Annotated in this window: 19 protein-coding genes; 5 read left to right on the plus strand and 14 right to left on the minus strand. The window is 57.5% G+C overall.

The features are described from left to right. The first annotated feature begins 3 nt into the window (after positions 1–3). The gene (locus N1689_RS17775; RefSeq protein WP_222924779.1) at positions 4–615 is read left to right on the plus strand and encodes a glutathione S-transferase; all 612 of its coding nucleotides are present in this window, start codon (positions 4–6) and stop codon (positions 613–615) included. Positions 616–719: 104 nt separating this feature from the next. On the opposite strand, the gene N1689_RS17780 is transcribed toward N1689_RS17775, so the two are convergent. Both N1689_RS17780 and N1689_RS17785 read right to left on the minus strand, forming a co-directional pair. Further along, positions 720–1,019 (minus strand): type II toxin-antitoxin system RelE/ParE family toxin, encoded by a 300-nt coding sequence (locus N1689_RS17780; RefSeq protein ID WP_161734159.1) that lies wholly within the window; start codon positions 1,017–1,019, stop codon positions 720–722. Beyond that, positions 1,016–1,300 (minus strand): damage-inducible protein J, encoded by a 285-nt coding sequence (locus N1689_RS17785; protein WP_033784384.1) that lies wholly within the window; start codon positions 1,298–1,300, stop codon positions 1,016–1,018. The genes N1689_RS17780 and N1689_RS17785 overlap by 4 nt, the downstream gene beginning before the upstream one ends. 368 nt (positions 1,301–1,668) lie before the next feature. Here N1689_RS17785 and N1689_RS17790 point away from each other — a divergent pair, with 368 nt between their 5' ends. Next, on the plus strand, positions 1,669–1,893 hold the full coding sequence (locus tag N1689_RS17790) for a type I toxin-antitoxin system SymE family toxin (protein ID WP_260059608.1): 225 nt from the start codon (positions 1,669–1,671) through the stop codon (positions 1,891–1,893). Positions 1,894–2,268: 375 nt separating this feature from the next. On the opposite strand, the gene N1689_RS17795 is transcribed toward N1689_RS17790, so the two are convergent. Both N1689_RS17795 and N1689_RS17800 read right to left on the minus strand, forming a co-directional pair. After that, a complete protein-coding gene (locus N1689_RS17795; protein ID WP_253420626.1) occupies positions 2,269–2,508 on the minus strand; it encodes a hypothetical protein in 240 nt (79 codons plus the stop codon). 4 nt (positions 2,509–2,512) lie between these two features. Continuing rightward, positions 2,513–3,940, minus strand: a complete 1,428-nt coding sequence (locus N1689_RS17800; protein ID WP_405038949.1) for a VENN motif pre-toxin domain-containing protein — start codon at positions 3,938–3,940, stop codon at positions 2,513–2,515. On the opposite strand from N1689_RS17800, the gene N1689_RS17805 reads away from it, so the two are divergent. Further along, positions 3,927–4,226 (plus strand): SymE family type I addiction module toxin, encoded by a 300-nt coding sequence (locus N1689_RS17805; protein ID WP_405038950.1) that lies wholly within the window; start codon positions 3,927–3,929, stop codon positions 4,224–4,226. The genes N1689_RS17800 and N1689_RS17805 overlap by 14 nt on opposite strands. A 43-nt stretch (positions 4,227–4,269) precedes the next feature. Here the strand turns inward: N1689_RS17805 and N1689_RS17810 are convergent, their stop codons facing one another. The 5 genes from N1689_RS17810 to glyQ form a co-directional block, all read right to left on the minus strand. Then, positions 4,270–4,485, minus strand: a complete 216-nt coding sequence (locus N1689_RS17810; protein WP_010671622.1) for a hypothetical protein — start codon at positions 4,483–4,485, stop codon at positions 4,270–4,272. 270 nt (positions 4,486–4,755) lie between these two features. Then, positions 4,756–9,723 carry a filamentous hemagglutinin N-terminal domain-containing protein gene (locus tag N1689_RS17815; RefSeq protein WP_260059609.1) on the minus strand — a complete coding sequence of 1,656 codons (4,968 nt, stop codon included), beginning with the start codon at positions 9,721–9,723 and terminating at the stop codon, positions 4,756–4,758. A 58-nt stretch (positions 9,724–9,781) separates the two neighbouring features. Further along, positions 9,782–11,512, minus strand: coding sequence for a ShlB/FhaC/HecB family hemolysin secretion/activation protein (locus N1689_RS17820; RefSeq protein WP_260059610.1), 1,731 nt, complete (start codon positions 11,510–11,512; stop codon positions 9,782–9,784). Between the two features lie 378 nt (positions 11,513–11,890). Continuing rightward, positions 11,891–13,960, minus strand: a complete 2,070-nt coding sequence (gene glyS / locus N1689_RS17825; RefSeq protein ID WP_253420612.1) for a glycine--tRNA ligase subunit beta — start codon at positions 13,958–13,960, stop codon at positions 11,891–11,893. A gap of 9 nt (positions 13,961–13,969) precedes the next feature. Then, positions 13,970–14,881, minus strand: a complete 912-nt coding sequence (glyQ, locus tag N1689_RS17830; protein ID WP_003849680.1) for a glycine--tRNA ligase subunit alpha — start codon at positions 14,879–14,881, stop codon at positions 13,970–13,972. 220 nt (positions 14,882–15,101) lie between these two features. On the opposite strand from glyQ, the gene N1689_RS17835 reads away from it, so the two are divergent. Continuing rightward, complete coding sequence (locus N1689_RS17835) at positions 15,102–16,097, plus strand: acyltransferase (protein WP_161733202.1); 996 nt, start codon at positions 15,102–15,104, stop codon at positions 16,095–16,097. Here the strand turns inward: N1689_RS17835 and N1689_RS17840 are convergent. Together N1689_RS17840 and yieH are read right to left on the minus strand one after the other, a co-directional pair. Continuing rightward, positions 16,082–17,014 carry a GlxA family transcriptional regulator gene (locus N1689_RS17840; protein ID WP_260059611.1) on the minus strand — a complete coding sequence of 311 codons (933 nt, stop codon included), beginning with the start codon at positions 17,012–17,014 and terminating at the stop codon, positions 16,082–16,084. The two genes, N1689_RS17835 and N1689_RS17840, sit on opposite strands and share 16 nt — an antisense overlap. Positions 17,015–17,025: 11 nt before the next feature. Next, positions 17,026–17,685: a 6-phosphogluconate phosphatase gene (gene yieH, locus N1689_RS17845; RefSeq protein ID WP_161733206.1), complete on the minus strand. Its 660-nt coding sequence runs from the start codon at positions 17,683–17,685 to the stop codon at positions 17,026–17,028. Between the two features lie 152 nt (positions 17,686–17,837). Here yieH and N1689_RS17850 point away from each other — a divergent pair, with 152 nt between their 5' ends. Beyond that, entirely contained in the window at positions 17,838–19,151 is a 1,314-nt protein-coding gene (locus N1689_RS17850; protein WP_260059612.1) for an NCS2 family permease, read from the plus strand. Positions 19,152–19,187: 36 nt separating this feature from the next. On the opposite strand, the gene N1689_RS17855 is transcribed toward N1689_RS17850, so the two are convergent. The 3 genes from N1689_RS17855 to mnmE all read right to left on the minus strand — a co-directional run bounded on the left by N1689_RS17855 (position 19,188) and on the right by mnmE (position 22,334). Next, positions 19,188–19,937: a 4'-phosphopantetheinyl transferase superfamily protein gene (locus N1689_RS17855; protein ID WP_161733210.1), complete on the minus strand. Its 750-nt coding sequence runs from the start codon at positions 19,935–19,937 to the stop codon at positions 19,188–19,190. Between the two features lie 178 nt (positions 19,938–20,115). Further along, a complete protein-coding gene (locus tag N1689_RS17860) occupies positions 20,116–20,706 on the minus strand; it encodes a malonic semialdehyde reductase (protein WP_260059613.1) in 591 nt (196 codons plus the stop codon). Between the two features lie 263 nt (positions 20,707–20,969). Continuing rightward, complete coding sequence (gene mnmE / locus N1689_RS17865; protein ID WP_161733218.1) at positions 20,970–22,334, minus strand: tRNA uridine-5-carboxymethylaminomethyl(34) synthesis GTPase MnmE; 1,365 nt, start codon at positions 22,332–22,334, stop codon at positions 20,970–20,972. Positions 22,335–22,336: the final 2 nt, after the last annotated feature.

Consider the following 22,336-nt stretch of genomic DNA (forward strand, 5'->3'; position numbering starts at 1 on the left):
CCGATGAAACTGATTGGCAGCTACACCAGCCCGTTTGTGCGTAAGATTTCGATTATCATGCTGGAAAAAGGCATTACGTTTGAATTCGTAAACGCATCGCCTTACAGCGATGACAGCCACGTGCCGCACTACAATCCGCTGGGCAAAGTCCCGGCGCTGGTTGCTGACGATAAGCAAATCTGGTTCGACTCCAGCATCATCGCCGAATTTCTGGAACTGCGCGGCGTGGAGCCTGCTCTGCTACCTGCCGATCCGCTTGAATCGCTTAACATCCGTCAGCTGGAGAAGCTGGCGGATGGCGTCAGCGATGCCGCGCTGGTGATCGTGCGCGAGCAAATGCGTCCGGGGGATTTGCAGTCGGAAGAGGTGCTATTGCGCAATCGTGAAAAGATTCAGCGCAGCCTCGATATGCTGGAAGCGAAGGCGGCAGAGGGGAAATGGCTTAACAACGGCCAGCTTAATCTGGCGGATATCGCCACTGGCTGCATGATCGGCTACCTCAATTTCCGCCGCGTAGTGCCGAACTGGTGTGTCGAACGACCGGCGCTGGTGAAGCTGGCGGAAACGCTGTTTGAGCGCGAGAGCTTTGCAAGGACGACGCCGCCTGCGGCGTGATAGGTGCGGTGCTGGGGCTGATGATTTCATCGGCCTCCTCAGCGCACCGCTCTCTCTGCCGTAGCTCATGATCCAGACAATCTGATGCAGGCTGAAGTGGCTGACTATCTTTGATAGCGGCCCGATATTTTTTGGGATGTATGCAGTATACGCAGGATGCGAACCGCATCTTTTTCAGCTACATAGATGATGATGAACGGTAAGCGTGGCACCACCAGTTTAAGCTGTTTTTCTGTTCCGACTTTAGTGCCAGCCCGCGGGTTTTCGCTAAGCAGACTGGCCAACCGGGTAAACTTATCGTCTGTTGCACTGGCTACCAGCAGGCCAGCCTCACGATACAGATAACGAAATATTGTTTCCCTGTCCGCCTGCGCCTGTTTTTCCCATTGAACGGCTGCTATCACAATTTTCCCTGCGCGGCCTGCGCTTTAAGCTCTTCCATGCGAGTATCCATTTCATCGTTACTGATGAATTCACTTTCACCGGCATCATAACGACTGAATGCAGCCGCTATCTGCTCTTCCAGCCATGCATCATGTTTACTGTCCTGATAGTGCCGCTCTTCAGCAGCCAGCTCTTCCGCTCGCTGACGCATAACCTCAGTCAGCGTCTTCTTCTGGCGCTCGGCTGCCTGCATGGCAAGTCGTTTAACGTCGTCATCAATCCTGAAATGGATAGTGCTCATAGCCTGACTCTCGCGTGGTGTCGTTTGTGGTGTCATCATGCCTGTCATCCCTTTCTCTGTCATCTCCATTTCACTCTTATGCGATGCCGGAAATCGCCACGCTAATAGAACTAAATAGCCGATTACGGATGCTGAAGAGCATATTGGGAAGAGGATGCAAACGAAATGGTAAACGGAAAAACAATCTGTTTTTCAGAGACGACTCGCAGTTTATTACTTAGCTTTCAGCGAGTTTACAAAGCGGGCGGTGTATATTTGAACAGGAGAAAACAGAAAAGGAAGAACGTAACGAGAGATTTTTAGCGCGAGCTGAAGGTGGTGGAACACCAACAGCCCGCTGACCACAACTAACTGAACAGGAGTTAATTATGGCTAGAGCTGATTCTACGTCAGAACCCGCTGTACCCCAAGCACGCAAAAGCATCGTCGGATATCGCCCCAACGGCGGCAGACCGAATCCATTGCCACAACTCACCATCAAGGGTCGATGGCTGGAACAGTTAGGATTTATCAAAGGCCAGCCGGTCAGCATCATCGCCGAACAGGACCAGCTGATTATCCGCATAATGCACCTCACGGAGGAGAACACATGAACATCACTTTTATTCCTGAGCCAGTCCCGGAACTGGCCATCCCGGGTGGCGAGCTGGCTGCGTTCGGACTTACTACCGATCCGATTAACGCTGCGTGATAATACGCTGTCGGTAACAACCGTGACTGAAGAAGCGGAGCGGAGTGGACAGCACTGTGCGAAGCCAATCTCCAGGGGCAGGATTCAGGGGCGGACTGGGTGCGGGAGAATGGCGAGGTGATTATCGGCGGTGACTGGCTGACCGGGTTTGGTATCACGGATGCGGAACATGTCGAAATTGTCGCAGCAGCAGATGTGTTGCGGCTGCAGCGGCGGTAAGAGGAGATTCAGGGCTTAAAGCAAAAATCCCGGCCAGTTGGCCGGGATTCATAGTCAGTTAAGATATTTTTAGTTCTTCCGTCGCTTCGGCTATTATTTGTAAAAAACTACTTAAGCTAAACTTCATTTTATCCTGTTCAGCCAATACCCTAGCATCCGAAAAAAACTCAATCTCAATATTATCAGGCCCTTTATCTTTGTTTAATTGGCAAAGTATTTGATCCTTATAAGAGATCTCGGCTGTAATTTCTTCATATTTAGAATCACTGAAGAAGGTTATTTCAAAGTCATTATTCATATTTTCATCTCGGATTTTTAGGATCTAAGAAACCAGAAAATGAACCATCTGAGTTATAGCGCACCCCTCTTCCATCAGGAAGCCTGTACTCTACACCTCCTCTGGAAAGATCTGTTTTTATAGTATTAGTACTATTCAAAACTTCGTTTACAAACTTATTTGCAGCTTCGCTTTTTTGAGCTGGGTTACCTTTTAATGGTTCAAAAACACCGCCAGGCCTGCCAGCATGTTTCTCCCATGCTCTGGCCGCTGCGGATAGACCCTGTTCGTTAATTGGCTTGTTGGCTGAAGAAACAAGATCATCTTTCTTGAAACGATCAAAATTATTGTTCTGGCTACTTTCATTGTTCCGCGCATTCTCCTCATCCTGCGGTTCCCATCCACCCGGCGCTCCCGATCCTGCACCGCCCAGCTCAGCTTTCTCCGCATCCGTCAGATCCTTCGCCACATTCGGATCGCGGGAGTTTGCAGCTTCGTCACGCGCTTCAACGATTGAAGGGCCATCAGTGATCGGCAGCGTATCCGCTTCAGTTCCTGACCCTTTCAGAGCCTTATCCAGTTCTGATGCAATGTTGTTATTCGCATCCTGAACAACTTTATCTCCCGGACTCGTCGGCAGTCCCGGAACAGGCACTGGCATGTACCTTGGCAGTAAAAGGTTGTTATTTTCCAGCGACGTTTTCCCCGCCTGAGCCCCCGCCACAACATCCGTCGTGCTGTCACCCACAACGCCGCCAGCCAGACCCGCCGCCAGCGTCCCCAGCGCACTTATCGTCTGCCGCTGCTCCTCAGACAGGTCTTCACGTTTAACGCCCGGATATATCTGCTGCGCGATGTACTCACCCATCACCGCGCCCGATGCGCCCGCCAGCGCAGCATTGCCCACCGCGTACGAGGTTACCGCACCCAGCACCGCGTGCGCCATCAGGTTCGCCTGGACATTAACCTTACTGTTCGCATCCGTGGTCAGCTCGTGTATCTTTTCCGCCAGGTACGGTGCCGACGCGCCGCTTATCGCCTGCGCCAGGTTCCCGCCCGACAGGCCCTGCACCGCCGCCGTCACCGCGCTGATGCCCTGCTGCAGCGACGAACCCGTGCCGAACGGCTTCATCGCGTTGTCATACGCCCGCTGCGATATATCGGCTTCCGTATAAGGCTTACCGCTTGCCGCCAGCTGCTCACGCGCCGCCTGAAGAGCCGCCGGGTCCTGCTGCGCCTTCATGCCCGCTATCTGGCCCTGCGTCCGGGCGATATCCCCCGCCTGAGCCCCGATTTCGCCTATCAGCTGCGCCGCCTTCAGCCGGTTCTGCTCCTTCTCCTTGTCGAAGATGACGTCCAGCCCCGGATTCGCGTTCGCTACGTCGCGGCTGAGGTCCGCCACGTCCTGCGTCTGCTGTTCCTTATCGCGGATAACGATAGTGCCTTCGCTCACCGCCGCCTTCGTGGTGGAGTCCGCGCTGCCGCTGTCGTTCAGCCCCGCCAGCATGCCGGTGTCGAGCTTATTCAGGCTGGCATCTGCCGTACTCGCGATGACCGCGCCGTTCAGCTGCGTATGCTCACCCACCGTCACGTCAAAGCCGCCCTTAACGTATTACATCCGCTGTCCCAGCATCAATCTCAGGGGCTACTGGCTGGAAGAGACGGGGTTTGAGACCGTGCAGCCGGTTAAGGTTATGGTTGAGCGCGAACAGTTGATCATCCGGCTGGCTGAGGTGTGATTGGTGGGTAAAAGGATCCCGGCTTTGTGGCCGGGATTTATGATTAACGCTTGGCTAGTTTGTTGCTAATAAAAACACCAAAGCTGAGCATTATTCCAAGTATTGAGCCAGTTGTCGCTGACCCCTTAACATCTTCTAATGAGAAGAGTAGATTACCACCGACAAATAAATAAGCACTCAGGCGGAGAATGAATGTCGCCGAGATGCAAAATAAAATCATAACAACAACACTGATTAATAAACTTATCAGTAGTTTCATTAGTTGGCGTCTCCATTCGATTTTATTTGATCCTGTAGGATATTCCCTGACTTCTCAGAAACGTAAGAAGCCCCAACGTTACCTGCTGCACTTGGATATTTGCTCGGCAGCATTTCCTTCGATATCCCCAGTTGTCCTTTGACTTCGGTATATTTCAGTAGGTCAGGATTGAACTTTGGATCCCAGCCACCAGTGATCCATTTACCAGCGGCATTTGTCCCTGAAGAGATCGATTTACCGGCTCCATAACCTAATGCCGATCCTGCACCATTAGTTATCGCACCAGTTAGCCGTGATCACGCTGGCGTCATTGAGTAATGCGCCGATGATGCGTAGCACCATGTCGCCACCCGCAAGAATGCGCGCGCCGATACCTTCACTGACCAGCCGATCACGCGTCACCGTGCCGGTTACGCTACGCTCACGGAAATTGTTGTAATCAGTGACGAAAAGCGCATTGTCGATGTCGATATGCTTTTCGGGATCCCACTGCTCAAGACGTCCACTGTTGGCTTCGCGCCATACCGTGTTCTGATAAGGGGTTGGCACATTTTTTTGCCGCAACCCACGGGTTTCATAGAACGTCATGGCATAGGTGCCGTCGGCATTGGGGTTCAGCGCCAGATAGTTAACCCACAGATCGGTCAGCACGCCCTGATTGTTCATGACGCGAACCTGGGCGCGTTTGCCTGCAGCGTCAATCGCCAGCAGCGTGCCGTAAGGATTATTCTGTGCCGCTGCTTCATCCTGGAAGGTCAATTGCTGAGTGGTCGACGCCATAGTGCTGAGATCCGTATTGGTCTCTCCGCCATAAGAGCGCCAGTAATAGTTATAACGATGCCAGCTGTAGTCGCTGCTCTCGGCCTCGCGCTCTATCACCAGTCCTTCGCGCAGGTTGTCGAGCCGCCGCGCCTCCAGCGTCATATCACCATCTGCTTCGATAAAACTCGCCCGGTTCTCGATCAGGTCATCGCTGTGCAATGACAGGCGATCGCCGCTGTAGAGCAATGCACCCTCTTTGTTGCTCAGCCGCTCGCTGGCCTGCAGCGTCAGGCTTTGCGTTGCGGCAATGACCGCAGTCTGTCCGTGATTATCGATAACCCGACCACGCACGGTGACCTCATCGCCTATCACGGTGGCGAGGTTATCCAGCGAGTCGACATTCAGCGTCAGGTTGTCGGCTTCAAGCCGCCCGCTGTTCAGAAGCGCACCCGTCGTGAGCTGAACGGTTTTACCCACCAGCATCGCCGGGTTGGTTATGCCTGCCGCATTCAGCACAAGATTACCTGGCAGCAGCCAGTCCACCAGGTTAGTAAACGCCCCGCTCAGCGAGAAAGTCACCGTGCCGTTACTGCTGATGGTTTCACCCGCATGGCGGGTGTAGTCCTGTTGTGCAGTCAGCGTCAGAGCTTGCAGGCCTAGCAGCGTGCCGCCCTGATTATCGAAAGAGTGTGCATGGATGTTTAATGCGCCAGCACTCTCCAGCCGTCCGCTCTGATTGAGCAGCACCAGCGGTGAATCAGTCGGTGAGAGATCACCGTTGAGGGTGAGATCGCCATTCGCCAGCACCCTTCCCTGCCGGTTGTCCAGCTGTGCAACACCGCGCAGCATGAGCGTTCCGGCGCTCTGCAGCCGTCCGCTGCTGTTATCGATGTCACGGGCAGCGATGTCGGTAAAGGTCGTACCGAGTAACAGGCCGCCGTCGCGGTTACTCAGACGATCGGCCTGCAGTGAGAGTCCCGCCTGGCTGCTGAGCACACCCTGTGTGCTGTTATCGATCGCCGTGGCCTTCAGCACGAGATCCTGAGTGGCGACCAGCTGGCCGCCCTGATTGTTCAGTTGCGCAGCGTCAAGGGAGAGCGCCGCGCCGCTGTGGACTTTGCCCTGCTGGTTGTTGAGCACATTGAGGTGATAATTTCCCGCGCCCTGGCTGATCAGCGTGCCGCTGGCATTCTCCAGTTGCCCTGTTGTCAGATTAATCGCCTCACGACTGCTGAAGATGCCCTGACGGTTAGTGACCGTCGCGGCATTAACCTGCTGTTCACCGTTGCTGCGCACCGCACCGTCGCTGTTATCCATCTGTCCTGACAGCTGCAGGCTGAGCTGTTGCTGGCTGTCGATGTGGCCGCCCGCGTTGTTCAGCGTCTGCGCATCAAGCTGGAGCGCGCCGCCACTCTGCACGTTGCCCGCCCGGTTATCCAGATCCCCGGCCAGGTTCAGCCTTAACTGCCGCTGACTGTAGAGCAGACCGCCCTGAGTGTTACCGAGATGGGCAGCGGTGATGGTCAGCCCCTCACCAGCCAGCCACTGGCCGCCCGCATTGTTAATGTTACCGGTGCGGCTGCCGCTGGTCTGACCCTGAACGGTCAGCAGCTGCTGAGCAGAGACTTTACCGGCCAGGTTATTGATATTCTGTGCAACGCGCAACACCAGCCCGGCGGCTGACTGCAACACGCCGCTGGCGTTACTGAGCCAGTTTGCCGAGAGCTCAGCCTGCAGCTGACTTTGCACGCTGCCCGCCGTGTTATCGAAACCGGCAGTCGTGGCAGTCCAGCGCCCCTGGCTACCCATCCAGCCCTGCGCATTGCCAATTTCCTGCGCCTGGAGCGTCTGGCTTAGCCGACTGAAGATGCGGCCATTACTGTTATCCAGACGACCAGTAAACTGCATATTCAGCGCGTCCAGCGCATTGATCGCCCCCCCGGCATTCAACAGATTTGCGGCGCTGGCCTGGGTGCTGCCGTTGCTGGTCAGTGTGCCGCTTTGGTTGTCCCAGTCACCCGCCAGGTTAAACGTCAGTGCCTGCTGGCTAAGAACCTGCCCTGACTGGCGATTGTTTAGCGCGCCACCCTGCAGGAGCAGATCGCCGCCGCTTTGCAGCGACCCGCCATCGTTATCAAACAGTGTCGCGGAGGTGCCATGGATCGCGAGGGCGTTTTTCGCCGTGAGTTTGCCGCCCTGGTTGAGGATATCGCCACGGCTGGTCAGGTCCAGATCACCGCCAGACTGCAACCGGCCGCTGACGTTATTGAGTTGATTGGCCGTCGCCGTAACCTGCTCGCCACCCTGCACCGTCCCACCGCTGTTCTCCCAGAATCCGCCGCTGTTGAGCGAAAGATGATGACCCGCTTCGATCCAGCCATCGCTGTTGTCCAGGCCCTGTGCCGTCATCAGGCTCAGATCCTGCAACGCAATCACTTTGCCCTCTGAATTATCCAGCCCGTTTGCCGTCAGGCTCAGATCACGCTGGCTGGTAATCTCGCCCTGCGCATTGTTCAGATGCTGCGCGGTCAGCGACAGCTGGCCGCCGTTCAGGGTGCCCGCGTGATTATCCAGATCGCCGCCCGCGCTAAGCGTCAGCGCATTACCGGCCAGAAGATTACCCTGACTGTTGTTAACCGCGTCGCGGGCAGTGATAGCCAACGACGCCTGGGTTTTGATGGTGCCGCCCTGGTTATTCAGGCTGCCGGTCTCAAGCGTCAGATCGCCGTTGCTGCCCAGCTCGCCCGACGTGTTGTCAAACAGCCCATCAATCCGCCAGTGCTGCGCTGCGTTATCAAGCGCAACCATACGGCCACGCTGATTGTTCAGCGAGGCGGCCTGGAAACTGAGCTGCTGACTCTCAATCGAACCCTCGCTGTTGTCCAGCCCGCCAGACAACGTAAAGCGGCTTTCGCCACTGCCGGTCTGCGACCATCCCGCCTGCTGGCTGAACAGGCTGCGCCCGTCGATCTGCCAGCGTCCGGCGCTAATCTGTGCCTGCTGCGCCTCAATATCTCCAGAGGTGTTTATCACCAGCTCCGCGCCATTAATCACCGCCTGACGCACGGCAACACCCGCTTCCTGAGCAGTCAGGGTGGCGCGGCTGGCAGCGACCTGAGCGCCACTGAGATCGACGCGGCGTCCATGTGCGCTGATCTCTTTTTTGCTCAACAGGCTGCCACTGGCGCGAATGGTCTCCTGGCTCTCCAGTTGCAGACTGGCTTCCTGCACAATCTGGCTGCTGGCGTCGCTGCCTGCCAGCAGGTGTCCACTGCTCTGAATGCTGCGGGCTGCCGTCAGCCGTACGGCACCAGCCGCCGCCAGGGTGCCGGACTGGGTAATCCCGCCTTCACGGCTCTGAACCGTCAGCTGACCGCCACTGTGGAGCTTGCCCTGATAATCAACGCTATCTCTGGCCGTCAGGCTGATGTCGCCTGCGGCCTGCGTGACGCCATCCTGTGCCGTCGATTGCCAGACAAGTTTACCTTCGCTGCTCACTACCAGCGTTTTACCCGCCTGCACCTGAGCGTTCTGATTCCGCACCCCGACGCCTGCTTCGGTGCCAATCATGCGGATCTGGCCGCTGTACATGCCGCCCATCTGACCCATGTCGATCGCCAGTTCAGGTCTGGCGCTGCCGTCGTCAGCCAGCGGTATGACCGTCTGTGTGTCGGCACTGATGCGGTTACGCCCAGCCACCACCGTCAGCTCTTTTTTGGCCCAGACACCCGCATTGATCTCCACCGCGCGGGCCAGGACGTCTACGTATTCAGTATCATGACGGGAATCGCCATTAAGTCCGCCGCCTTCAATGCGCACCACGCCGCGTTCAACCTGATAACCCGCCAGGCTGCCGTCGGCGTTGCGCTGCGGTTTGCCGGTGGTCAGCGTCATCCGTCCGGCGTTGATGGTGCCGCAGCCGTTGCAGACAATTCCTGCCGGGTTGGCAACGATCACCTGCGCCCGTCCGCCCGCCACTTCCATATAACCGCGAAGCTGGCTGGGATTGTTGCTGTTCACTTCGTTGAGGATCACCCGCGCCGGTGCAGCGCCGGGCTTGAGGTTCGGGTTGCCCTGAATCATTCCGGCCAGTTGCGTGGAGGTCATCACTGCGGAGTTATTCAGGATGGCACCGTTCTGCGCGACGTCGAACTGCTGATACTGGTTGTGTGAGATTCCTGCCTGATTGGGCGCAGTAATATTGACCTGCGGCAGCCCGTTCTGAGTCACGATGACGTCCGGCCGCTGACCTGGCGTAGCGTTGCCATCCGCCACAATGCCGTTCGCCAGTGCTGGCCCGGCAAACAGCGCCAGTCCCAGCAGCCACGCCGTGCGGCGTAAAGTAACCCAGAGCCGGGGCGCGCCGTTGCCTCGGCTCTGGCCGGGTTCCGTGCTGCAACTGCGGGCAAGTTCTGACACCACCCGGAGTTCACCATGGGTGCGGCTGAAGATAATGCGATAGCAATGTTTATTCATGGGTCACATCCGTGTGAAAGTCACTGTTTCAGATAGCGGTGATCACCCGCTTTGTTGGTCAGATTTCCAGGTTAACGCTGAAACCCGCCGTCGCGCCTGAGGTATGAAAACCCTCGGGTTTACAGAGCGGCACGCCCGCAAACAGGTCATAGCTGAAGCGACCCCAGAGTGAGCCGCGTACGCCGATGGCACTGCCTGCCAGCTGATGCCCGACCAGGTCCCGCGTCGCGGGTCCGCTTACCCGGCCATAATCGGCAGCCAGATAGAGCTCATGCCCGCGTGAGAAAAGGTTCCAGCCGATTTCGTTGCGCCACAGCAGACCTTTTTCCCCCGACAACATCTGTTCACCGTCAAAGCCGCGTACCGTGTAACGCCCGGCAATCGCCATGCGCTCCTGCGGCGTCAGCGCATTCGGACTCCATTGTCCGCGCACGCTGCTATAGACCCGCCAGGGTTGCTCGCCCAGGGCGAAAGGATGGTTGATGCCGAGGTCGCCCAGCAGTATGCCGGTACGCGCACTGCCCTGATGACGCGACTCTTCTGGTGCAGGAAGCGCATTAAACGCCCCGGTACCGCGCCGCCAGGCGATACTGGCGTCCAGCGTGCTGCTACTCAGATAGCTATGCTGATTCAGGCCCAGTTCCCAGCCCGCAGTGCGCCGCTTTTGCTGCTCAATGTCGATATCGTTGACGGCGTTGGTGGAGTGTTTGCGGTAGCCACGCAGATTAAGCGTGGTTTTGTTCGACTGATCGCGGTAGAGCAATCGGGAGACCGTGAGCTGGAAATTATCGCTCTTGCCGCTGTAGCGCAGCACCTCATTGGCATTGGGGATGTTCTGGTGATAGGTGTAGTCGTTGTAGTTGGCGGAAACGGCCCAGTAGCCTATCGGGAAAAAGTAATTCAGGGTGTGCGAGCGGTTACCGAACGGCCCATGCTCAAACAGATTTTTGCCAATATTGGCGTAAAACAGATCGTTCTGCGCAAAGGGCGCATCCACTGCGAGGGTGGCGGAACCGAGATAGCGCCCGGTACTTCTGGAGCCGCTGTCATCCAGTCCCAGACTGATCCGTACCGGTCTGCCTTCGTGCCAGTTGACCTGCAGATCGCTGGTGGCTTCCTGCTCGCCCGGCACGATTTTAATGTCAGCTCTGGCGCTGGGCACCCGCTTAAAGTTCTCCAGGCCCTGCTCAATATCCCGCAGATTCAAAATATCGCCCGATGACGCCGGAACGGCATTCCACAGCCGTCCACGCCAGGAAACAGGCTCTTCGAAGCGGATCTGGCTGATACGGCCAGGCTGCAGCGTCAGCGTCAACACGCCCTTCGTCAGATCCTGCTCCTGTGCCATGACGCGGGTGGTCACATAGCCTTTGGCGAGAATCGCATTCTGCACTTTGTTGATGACCAGCACGATGCCCTGTCCGCCCAGGCAACGGCCGGTGGCGTCTGAAGCAGCATCAAGCGCCCACTGAAAACGGCTGGCTTCGTCGCCAGTCAGGGCGATCTGATTGATGGTAAAGCAGGGCTGCTCACTGGCAGGATAACCGGGCAGACGACTATCAGGACGGGGAAGATGTTCATTCGCCTGCGGCGCATTCTGCTGTTGCAGCACGCGCTCGCGCGTCTGCTGACGCAGTTGCTCGCGGGCATCAATCACCTGGCCTTCTTCGCGGGGATTATTGGCTGGCGAGGCTGCCATCAGCGGTAAAGAGAAGCAGAACAGCGCGCCCGCGACTATGGCGAGCAGAGGCTTTGGCGGATGCCAGAGCGATAAACAAATCCTTTTCATGAAAATTCCATTTCACTAACTGTAACCGGGTGTAAATTTTGGCGAATTATCCATCAGAAAGGGACAAAAACAAGGGGGAGGGCTATTTTTGAGGCGGTTTCTTAACCTGCGGATTGATGAAAAACCTTAGAGTATTACAGGAGAAAAATTAACAATTAACCTTTTGATATATAATAATATTTATCAGCTGGAGTATCACGACAGCCGATTTCTGATGACCGGCAATGGCAGTTTGAGCACTTTAGCGTATTCATTTGCATCCTAAAAAATGGCCGCTATAGCGGTCACACTCAGATATGAGTTGAAGACATCAGGCCTGAAAAATCCCATAAAAAAAGGGACGATTGCTCGTCCCTTTTTCGTACTACGCTAAGAGGATTACTGCAGCAGCGAGATATCCGCGACCTGCAGGAACAGCTCACGCAGTTTTGACAGCAGCGTCAGGCGATTGACCCGCACCGCCTGATCGTCGGCGTTCACCATCACTTTATCGAAGAAGTTGTCTACCGCGGTGCGCAGCTGGGCCAGTTCGACCAGCGCATCCTGATAGCGGCCTTCAGCGAAGTAAGGCTGCAGCTTGCTGCTCAGCGCGGTGACAAAGGTCGCCAGCTGGATCTCTTCGTTCTCTTTCAGCAGCGACGCCTGCACGCTCTCATTCAGCGTTTCGGTCGATTTTGCCAGAATGTTAGAGACGCGCTTGTTCGCCGCCGCCAGTGCTGCGGCGGCCTCCAGCGTACGGAAGTGCGACACCGCTTTCATGCGTGCATCAAAGTCAGCCGGACGGGTCGGACGACGCGCCAGAACTGCCTGCAGCGTATCAATGCTGTGACCCTCTTCCTGATACCAGGTGCGGAAGCGACCCAGCATAAAGTCGATCACATCATCCACCACGCGGGCGTTGCTCAGCTTGCTGCCGTACAGACGTACTGCTTCTTCAGTCAGCGTCTGCAGGTCGAGTGGCAGGTTTTTCTCAACGATGATACGCAGCACGCCCAGCGCCGCACGACGCAGTGCGAACGGATCTTTGTCGCCTTTTGGATGCTGACCAATGCCGAAAATACCGGCCAGCGTATCCATTTTATCGGCAATCGCCAGCGCACAGGCGACCGGGCTGGATGGCAGATCGTCACCGGCAAAGCGCGGCTGATACTGCTCGTTCAGCGCAACCGCCACATCTTCGGCTTCGCCGTCGTGACGCGCGTAATGCATGCCCATCACGCCCTGGGTGTCGGTGAACTCGAAGACCATGTTGGTCATCAGGTCACACTTCGACAGCAGGCCCGCGCGGGTAGCGTGATTCACATCGGCGCCGATTTTACCGGCAATCCAGCCCGCCAGGGCCTGAATGCGATCGGTTTTATCGCGCAGCGTGCCCAGCTCTTTCTGGAACAGGACGGTCTCCAGACGCGGCAGATTGTCTTCCAGACGTTTTTTGCGGTCGGTGTTAAAGAAGAACTCCGCATCGGCCAGGCGCGGACGTACCACTTTCTCGTTGCCGGAGATAATCTGGCGCGGATCGCTGGATTCGATGTTGGTGACGAAAATGAAGTTCGGCATCAGGTTACCGTCATTGTCATACACCGGGAAATACTTCTGATCGCCTTTCATGGTGTAGACCAGCGCTTCCGCTGGCACCTTGAGGAATTTCTCTTCAAAGGTCGCGGTCAGGACGACCGGCCACTCCACCAGCGACGTCACCTCTTCCAGCAGGCTGTCGCTGATATCGGCGTTGCCGCCTAAGCGGCGTGCGGCCGCTTCTGCATCGGCTTTGATCATCGCTTTGCGGACCTGATAGTCGGCAATGACCTGGCCGCGTTTTTCCAGCACATCAGGATAGTGATCGGCGCTTTCGAGCGTGATTTCGCTTTCACCCATAAAGCGGTGACCACGAATAATCCGGTCTGACGCGATGCCCAGAATGGTGCCCGGGATCAGCTCATCGCCCAGCAGCATCGTCACGGTGTGCACCGGCCGAACGAACTGCACATCGCTGTCGCCCCAGCGCATCAGTTTTGGCACCGGCAGCTTGCTGAGTGCAGTCGCAATCATCGCTGGCAGCAGTGCCTGGGCCGCTTCGCCTTTGACCTGGGCGCGATAAACCAGCCATTCGCCTTTATCGGTGGCGAGGCGTTCAGCCTGATCGACAGTAATGCCGTTGCCACGCGCCCAGCCTTCAGCGGCTTTGGTCGCGTTGCCGTCAGCATCAAATGCCGCTGCGACCGCCGGTCCGCGCTTCTCTACTTCCCGATCGGGTTGTGAGGCGCTCAGGTTGGCGACTTTCAGCGCCAGACGACGCGGCGCAGCAAACCAGCTGACCTCGCCGTGGCTCAGGTTAGCGGCATCCAGTTCAGCAGTGACCTGCGCGGCAAAGGCTTCTGCCAGGCTGCGCAGGGCTTTTGGTGGCAGCTCTTCGGTGCCGATCTCCACCAGGAAGGTTTGTTCAGTCATGGCTGCCTCTTACTTTTTGTTATTGCACATCGGGAAGCCCATTGCCTCGCGAGAGGCGTAGTAAGCTTCAGCCACGGCTTTGGTCAGGGTACGAATGCGCAGAATATAGCGCTGACGCTCTGTTACCGAGATCGCTTTGCGGGCATCCAGCAGGTTGAAGCTGTGTGCCGCTTTCAGAATGCGTTCGTAGGCGGGCAGTGGCAGCGGTTTTTCCAGCGCCAGCAGATGCTGTGCCTCTTTCTCGTACTGCTCGAAGCAGGTAAAGAGGAAGTCGACGTCGGCGTATTCGAAGTTATAGGTGGATTGCTCCACTTCGTTCTGATGGAACACGTCGCCGTAGGTGGTTTTGCCCAGCGGGCCATCGCTCCAGACCAGATCGTAAACGCTGTCGACGCCCTGGATATACATCGCCAGACGTTCCAGGCCGTAGGTGATCTCACCGGTTACCGGCTTACACTCCAGGCCGCCAACCTGCTGGAAGTAGGTGAACTGCGTCACTTCCATGCCGTTGAGCCAGACTTCCCAGCCGAGTCCCCAGGCGCCCAGCGTCGGGTTTTCCCAGTTATCTTCTACAAAGCGAATGTCATGCACCGTCGGATCCATTCCCAGCTCTTTTAACGAACCAAGATACAGCTCCTGAATGTTGTCGGGTGACGGTTTGATGATGACCTGGAACTGGTAATAGTGCTGAAGACGGTTCGGATTTTCACCGTAGCGGCCATCGGTAGGACGACGGGATGGCTGCACGTAGGCGGCGGCGATCGGCTCCGGGCCGAGTGCACGCAGGCAGGTCATCGGGTGTGAAGTGCCAGCGCCCACTTCCATGTCCAGCGGTTGGACAATGGTGCAGCCCTGACGCGCCCAGTAATCCTGCAAGGTCAGGATCAGCCCCTGAAAGGTTTTGGTATCAAACTTTTGCATGTTGAGTGTGCACGCGCTTCGGTTAGATTAAAAAAAGAGGCCGACAGTATACCCTTTGACCGCGCGATGTGCAGCCGTAAATCCCAGGCACTACCGGCGCGTTTTCGCGGTAATTACGGGCGCTGGCATACAGATGGCTCCGAATCCTGCTGGCGGCAGTTGTTGCTCTGGTCGCATTTGACTACCCTTTTGCGCACGGAGCTATGCGCAAGAGGACGCCATGTCGCAGAAGATTTACTGGATCGATAATTTACGCGCGGTTGCCTGCCTGATGGTGATCGTGATTCACACCACCACCTGGTATATCACCGGGCCGATGGCGGTAACCGGCACGACCTGGGATGTGGCGAATCTGCTGAACTCGGCATCACGCGTCTGTGTTCCACTGTTCTTTATGATCTCCGGCTATCTGTTTTTCGGCGAACGTAGCGCCCAGCCGCGTCATATGCTCCGGCTGGTGCTCTGTCTGCTGTTCTACAGCGCGGTCTCGCTGGCCTATATCACCTGGCTGACGCCGATCAGCGAAGGACGTTCGATCCTGAAGATGCTGCAGAAGCCCGTGTTCTATCACCTGTGGTTCTTCTTTGCGCTGATTGGCATCTATCTGATGTCGCCGCTGATCCAAGTGAAAACCGTGCAGGCACGCTATGTAGCGCTGCTGGTGCTGGTGCTGGCGGTACTCGCCAACCCGAATACGGTCAGCCAGTCGCTGGGCCCGTTCCATTTTCTGCCGGTTAACCTCTATGTCAGCGGTGACAGCATTTACTACCTGCTCTATGCGCTGCTTGGACGGGCGATCGGCACCATGGACACGACCCGGCGCGGCCTGACCCCGCTGGCCGCCGGGCTGTTTATCGCCTGTGTGATTGGCATTACGTTAGGGACGAAAAAGGCGCTGATCGTCAACGGGGCGTTTAACGATACCTGGTATCTCTACTGCGGACCGCTGGTATTTATCGCGGCGATCAGCCTGCTCATCGTGTTTAAAAACAGCCTGAATCAGCGCACGCTGCCCGGTTTTACCGTGATTGCGCGCTATTCACTGCCGATCTACGGCTTTCATGCGCTGTTCATTCACTATCTGCGCACGCATCACTACGATGATATGTCGCGTCCGTGGCTCGATCTGCCCTGGGTGTTCGGACTGACGCTGGGTGGCAGTCTGCTGCTGGGGATGGCGCTGAAACGGGTCGATACCCGTCACTTTGTCAGCTGATCGGTTTCCCGCTGGCGGGCGCGTCGCAGCTGGCGCGCCGATGAAAATCCCGCCGCCAGCGCCGCTTTCTCAGCGGATTCACCCTGCTGCTGACGCTGGCGCGCCACGCCAACCCGCAACTGCTCATGGTATTCCCGCACGCTGATCCCCAGATGCTGACGAAACAGCCGCGCCAGATGACGGCTGCTGACGTGGGCGCGCCCGGCCAGCTCGGTCAGCGTCCAGCCATGCTCAGGATGCGCAATCATCAGGTCCTGCGCCCGATGAATGGCCGGATGCAGGTGATTGCGGTAACGCAGCCAGGGTGAAAGCTGCGGGTCGTCACCGGCGCGGCGGAACCAGACCACCATTTCCCGCGCCACGGCCAGCGCTGTTGGCGTATCGCAGAGCTGATTCACCAGATGCAGCGCCAGGTCGATCCCCGCCGTGATGCCCGCGCTGGTCCAGATATTCTCATGCCCGACAAATACCCGGTTCTCCTGCACCTGAGCGCGCGGGGCGACCGCTTTCAGACGGGCAATGACATCATGATGGGTGGTGCAGGGCAAGTCATCGAGCATGCCCGCTTGCGCTGCCAGCAACGCACCTGAGCAGACGCAGACCAGCATAAAGGTCTGCGCGCGCAGCGCGGCGTGCTGCCGCATCAGCCAGTCGCGTGCTTCTGTGGCCTGGGGTGTGGAATAACAGATCTGCGAGTCATAGACGCCCGGCACCACCAGCAGGCTCCCGGCGGGCAACTGTTCTGGCAAGGGTTCGATGCCGCCAATGGTCATACCGGTGGAACAGACCACCTCCGGCTGCGGGCCAATGTAGCGCAGCGAAAAGCGATCCCCCGCCAGCTTCAGCGTTTCGGCCGGGCCGGTCAGATCCAGTACCATGACGCCAGGCAGGGTTAAAAACCAGACGGTATGTGTCATGCTGGCCTGCGCTACACCAGATCCCAGCCACGGGCGCGCCACAACGCAGGCAGCTGCGCCATGTCGTCGAAGCGCGTCACCAGCGGATGATCCAGTTCAGGATTGTGCGGATCAGCACAGTAGTAGTAGACCGGGATCCCGGCGGCAATACCGGCGCGGGCGCCCGCTTCGGAGTCATCCACCAGAATGCAGCGCTCAATCGGCACCTGCATCTGTTCCGCCGCGTGGTACATCAGCTCCGGATCGGGCTTCCAGTGCAGAATGTCATAACCGCTATAGAGGTGTTCGGCAAACAGCGGCAGCATGCCGGTTAAGCCCAGCGAGTGCTGCATCTTTTTTACCGTCCCGTTTGAGACCACGCACATCGGCACTTTGATCTGCTCCACTAGCGCTTTCGCACCCGGAATTGGCTGCAGTTGCTGATCGAACAGTCGCGCGACTTCCGCGCGATAAGCTGTCTCCACCTCTTCCATCGGCAGCGACACCTGATGCGCGTCGCCCACGTCACGAATGATGTCGTAGAGTTTGACGCCCTTATACTTTTCAAACATCTGCTGCAGCGACAGCGCCAGACCGTAACGGGCAAACGTGTTGACGTAGGCCTGGGTGCAGAGCAACTCACTGTCCACCAGCGTGCCATCGCAATCAAAAAAGACGCATTCAACTGACATCAGACTCTATCCTTCGATTCAGGGGTGTGCTCCACACTCTACCGCACTCAGCGCAGATTGCGAGACTGGCAATCGGTTGCGAAAAATCATTGTATTGCCCCGGTAAAATCGCCAGGATACGCGCCGATGATTTTTTCTTCTGGATGGATGGCATGAGCAAGCAAGGCGTTTTGCAGCGCATCTTCAGGCTGCAGGAACATGGCACCACGGTGCGCACCGAAGTGATCGCAGGTATCACCACCTTTCTGACGATGGTCTATATCGTCTTCGTCAATCCGCAGATCCTCGGCGTCGCCGGTATGGATACCCAGGCGGTGTTTGTGACCACCTGTCTGATTGCCGCGCTTGGCAGCATTCTGATGGGACTGTTTGCCAATCTGCCGGTGGCGCTGGCCCCCGCAATGGGGCTGAATGCCTTCTTCGCTTTTGTGGTGGTCGGGGCGATGGGCTATTCGTGGCAGGTCGGTATGGGCGCGATTTTCTGGGGTGCGGTCGGCCTGCTGATACTGACCCTGCTGCGGGTTCGCTACTGGATGATTGCCAATATCCCACTGAGCCTGCGCGTTGGCATCACTGCCGGTATCGGCCTGTTTATCGCCATGATGGGGCTGAAGAATGCCGGTATTATCGTGCCGAATCCCGATACGCTCGTGGCCGTGGGTAATCTGACTTCGCACAGCGTGCTGCTGGGCGCACTCGGCTTCTTTATTATCGCCATTCTGGCATCACGCAATATCCACGCGGCGGTGCTGATCTCAATGGTGATCACCACCGCTATTGGCTGGATGCTGGGCGACGTGAAGTTTGTCGGCCTGTTTTCTGCGCCGCCTTCGATTACTTCGGTGGTGGGTCAGGTCGATATCAAAGGTGCGTTTAACATTGGCATGGCGGGCGTCATCTTCTCCTTTATGCTGGTCAATCTGTTCGACTCCTCCGGCACGCTGATTGGCGTTACCGACAAAGCGGGACTGACCGATGAAACCGGCACCTTTCCGCGGATGCAGCAGGCGCTTTATGTCGACAGCATCAGTTCGGTGAGTGGCGCGCTGGCGGGCACGTCTTCCGTGACCGCCTATATCGAGAGCACCTCGGGCGTGGCGATTGGTGGCCGTACCGGTCTGATGGCCGTGGTAACCGGCCTGCTGTTCCTGCTGGTGACCTTCCTGTCACCGCTGGCCGCAATGGTGCCATCCTATGCCGCCGCAGGCGCGCTGATTTACGTTGGCGTGTTAATGACCGCCAGCCTGTCGCGCGTGCGCTGGGATGATCTGACCGAAGCCGTTCCGGCGTTTGTCACCGCCGCCATGATGCCCTTCAGCTTTTCCATCACCGAAGGCATTGCGCTGGGTTTTATCGCTTACTGCGTGATGAAACTGGGCACCGGCCGCTGGCGTGAAATCAGCCCCTGCGTGGTAATTGTTGCGCTGCTGTTTGTGCTGAAGATTGTCTTTATCGACGCGCACTAAGCGCAGTCAGAGCCGCAACCCACCGGTTGCGGCTTTTTACATTTGAGGATGCAGATTGCGCTCGCCGGGCAGACTGGTCAGCCGCAGGGCATGAGGCCCGATGTTGGGTTTACCCATCTCGATTTCGCGTAATGCACGCCATTCAAAAGCGTTATCCATCTCCCACAGGTACAGCCGCTGGGTCGCAGACGACAGCGCGCACGACCAGACCAGCATGGGTTCCGCATCACATACCACCTGAATCTCGGGATAGAGTGACGATCGCAGCCGACCGGCACCCGGCAACAGGCGCAGCGAATCCAGTCCGCGATCGCCTTCTCCCGTCAGCTTGAGAATGCTCTGGCGTAACGTCCAGATTTGCGTCACCGCTTCCATGGCATCCTGCTGGGCATTAATCCAGGCGATTTCGCCCGACGTTAATCCCTGAATCAGCTGCTCCTGCGTCTGACGGCTCCGCGCATGCACAATCTCCATATCCAGACCCGCACGTCCACCCTCTTCAGCCAGCAGCACCCCCACCGTATTGCCCGCATAGGCGATGCTGAAATCGGGCAGATCGCTGTCAGCAAAAACGGGGCGTCCGTTACCCTGGATAAGCAGGCGCGGCAGCTCACTAATGCCATAAACCCGCAGCATCAGTTGTGCCAGCAGGGTACGGGCGGCAAGAAATCGTCCACGGCGTTTGTCAGCAAACTGCTGTGCCGTATCGGTGATAACCTGGGGAATGCGTAAATCATTAGCCGGGAAGCCGGGATCGCCCGTCCAGCGTACAAAATGACCAGCCATCTGTCGCTCCGTGAAAATGGTCAGATAATCATCAGACGCATTGTAGGAATTTTCTTACCTTAATGCACCTGACAACGCACAGATTGGGGTAAATTCGGAATAGGATGAGCATACAGCGCAGATTAGCGGGAATGGATCAGCGTTACGCGTCGCGATTCGAATCGCGACGCGGGCAGCATCAGGCGAAACGGCTCGCCTGCTCAAAGCTTAGTCGCGGCAGGCGCGGATGCAATTTTGACGCGTCACCATAGCCGAGGTTAATCAGCAGATTAACCTGATACTGACCGTCGGGGAAAAAGGCGTCATTGACTTTGGCCGGATCAAATCCGGACATCGGACCGGCATCCAGACCCAGCGAACGAGCCGCCAGAATCAGGTAGCCCGCCTGCAGGCTGCTGTTACGGAAAGCGGTCTCTTTTGCCACTTCCGGGCTGCCGGTAAACCAGCTGCGCGCATCCGCATGCGGGAACAGGGCGGGCAGCTGCTCATAGAACTCGCGGTCCCAGGCCACAATCACCGTGACCGGCGCGCTCATGGTTTTATCCAGGTTGCCGGAAGAGAGTGCCGGTTTCAGCTTCTCTTTGCCTTCCGCCGAGGTCACGAAAACAAATCGCGCAGGCGAACAGTTCGCCGAGGTTGGGCCCAGTGCCGTTAAAGCATAGAGCTGCTCCAGCAGGGCGTTATCGACCGGCTTATCCTGCCAGTAACTGTGGGTGCGGGCGTCATTAAACAGCGTGTCCAGTGCGGCAGTGTCGAGCGGTGTACTCATGCAACTCTCCTGTTTCAGGCGAAAAAACTCGCCCAACGGTGTTCACGTAGTGGGTTTGCGTCCGGTCCGGCGCGGCGGGATGAGGCGGGGTCCACTCACCGCGATCATAGCCGCACGTCAGATCGGCGCGTCTACCGTTATACGACAACGTGTTGCCGCCGCAAAATAACATATCAGCAAAAATCAACGCAGCGGCAGGAATAACAGGGGAGGTAGCGAGGCGGGAAATCAGGCCTGACAGCGCTGCCGCCAGGCCAGGAAAGCTATTTACCGATACAGAAGCTGGAGAAGATACGGCCCAGCAGATCGTCAGAGGTGAATTCACCGGTAATCTCACTTAACGCCTGCTGAGCAACACGCAGCTCCTCCGCCAGTAACTCACCGGCCCGGGCACCGAGCAGTTGCGCTTTTCCCTGCTGTAAGTGCGTTGCCGCCTGCTCCAGCGCCTGCAGATGACGACGACGCGCCAGGAAGCCGCCTTCCATATTGCCGGAGAAGCCCATGCTCTGCTTCAGGTGATCCCGCAGTGCATCGACGCCCTCGCTGGTGCGTGCCGACAGGCGAATCAGTGAGTGACCGTTTACTTCTGTCAGGCCTAAAGGCTCACCGGTGACATCCGCCTTGTTGCGGACCACGGTAATCGGCAGTTCCGGCGGCAGGCGGGAGACAAAATCGGGCCAGATAGCCGCCGCTTCGGTGGCATCGGTGGTGGTGCCGTCCACCATAAACAGCACGCGGTCAGCCTGTTCAATCTCCTGCCAGGCACGCTCAATCCCGATACGTTCGACTTCGTCACTGGCCTCACGCAGTCCAGCGGTGTCGATGATATGCAGCGGCATGCCATCTATATGAATATGTTCACGCAGTACGTCACGGGTGGTGCCCGCAATGTCCGTAACGATAGCGGCGTCACGGCCTGCCAGCGCATTCAGCAGGCTCGATTTGCCCGCATTGGGGCGGCCCGCAATCACCACTTTCATTCCTTCACGCAGCAGGCTGCCCTGACGCGCTTCGGCACGGACCGCATCCAGATCACCGATCACCGTATTCAGCTGCGCTTCAATTCGGCCATCAGAGAGGAAATCGATCTCTTCATCCGGGAAGTCGATAGCCGCTTCGACATAGATGCGCAGGTGAGTCAGTGCTTCCACAAGATGATTGACTCGGGTGGAGAAGGCGCCCTGCAGCGAGTTCACGGCCGAACGCGCCGCCTGCTCAGAGCTGGCATCAATCAGGTCGGCAATCGCTTCGGCCTGCGCCAGATCGAGCTTGTCATTCAGAAATGCACGCTCAGAGAACTCACCCGGCTGAGCGATACGCACGCCCGGCAGCGCCACAATGCGCTTCAGCAGCAGATCGAGGATCACCGGGCCGCCGTGACCCTGCAGCTCCAGCACATCTTCGCCGGTAAAGGAGTTAGGACCGGGAAACCACAGCGCAATGCCCTGATCCAGCACGCTGCCGTCGCTATCAGTAAACGGCAGGTAATCGGCATATCTGGGCTTAGGCAGTTTACCCAGCAACTGGCGGGCAACCTCTGCCGCCTGCGCGCCAGAGACGCGCAGAATGCCGACGCCGCCGCGTCCGGGTGGCGTCGCCTGGGCAACAATGGTATCGCTGTGGCTCATAA

Origin of the sequence: Pantoea sp. XY16 (assembly GCF_025153065.1) — a bacterium.
GTDB lineage: Bacteria > Pseudomonadota > Gammaproteobacteria > Enterobacterales > Enterobacteriaceae > Pantoea > Pantoea alfalfae.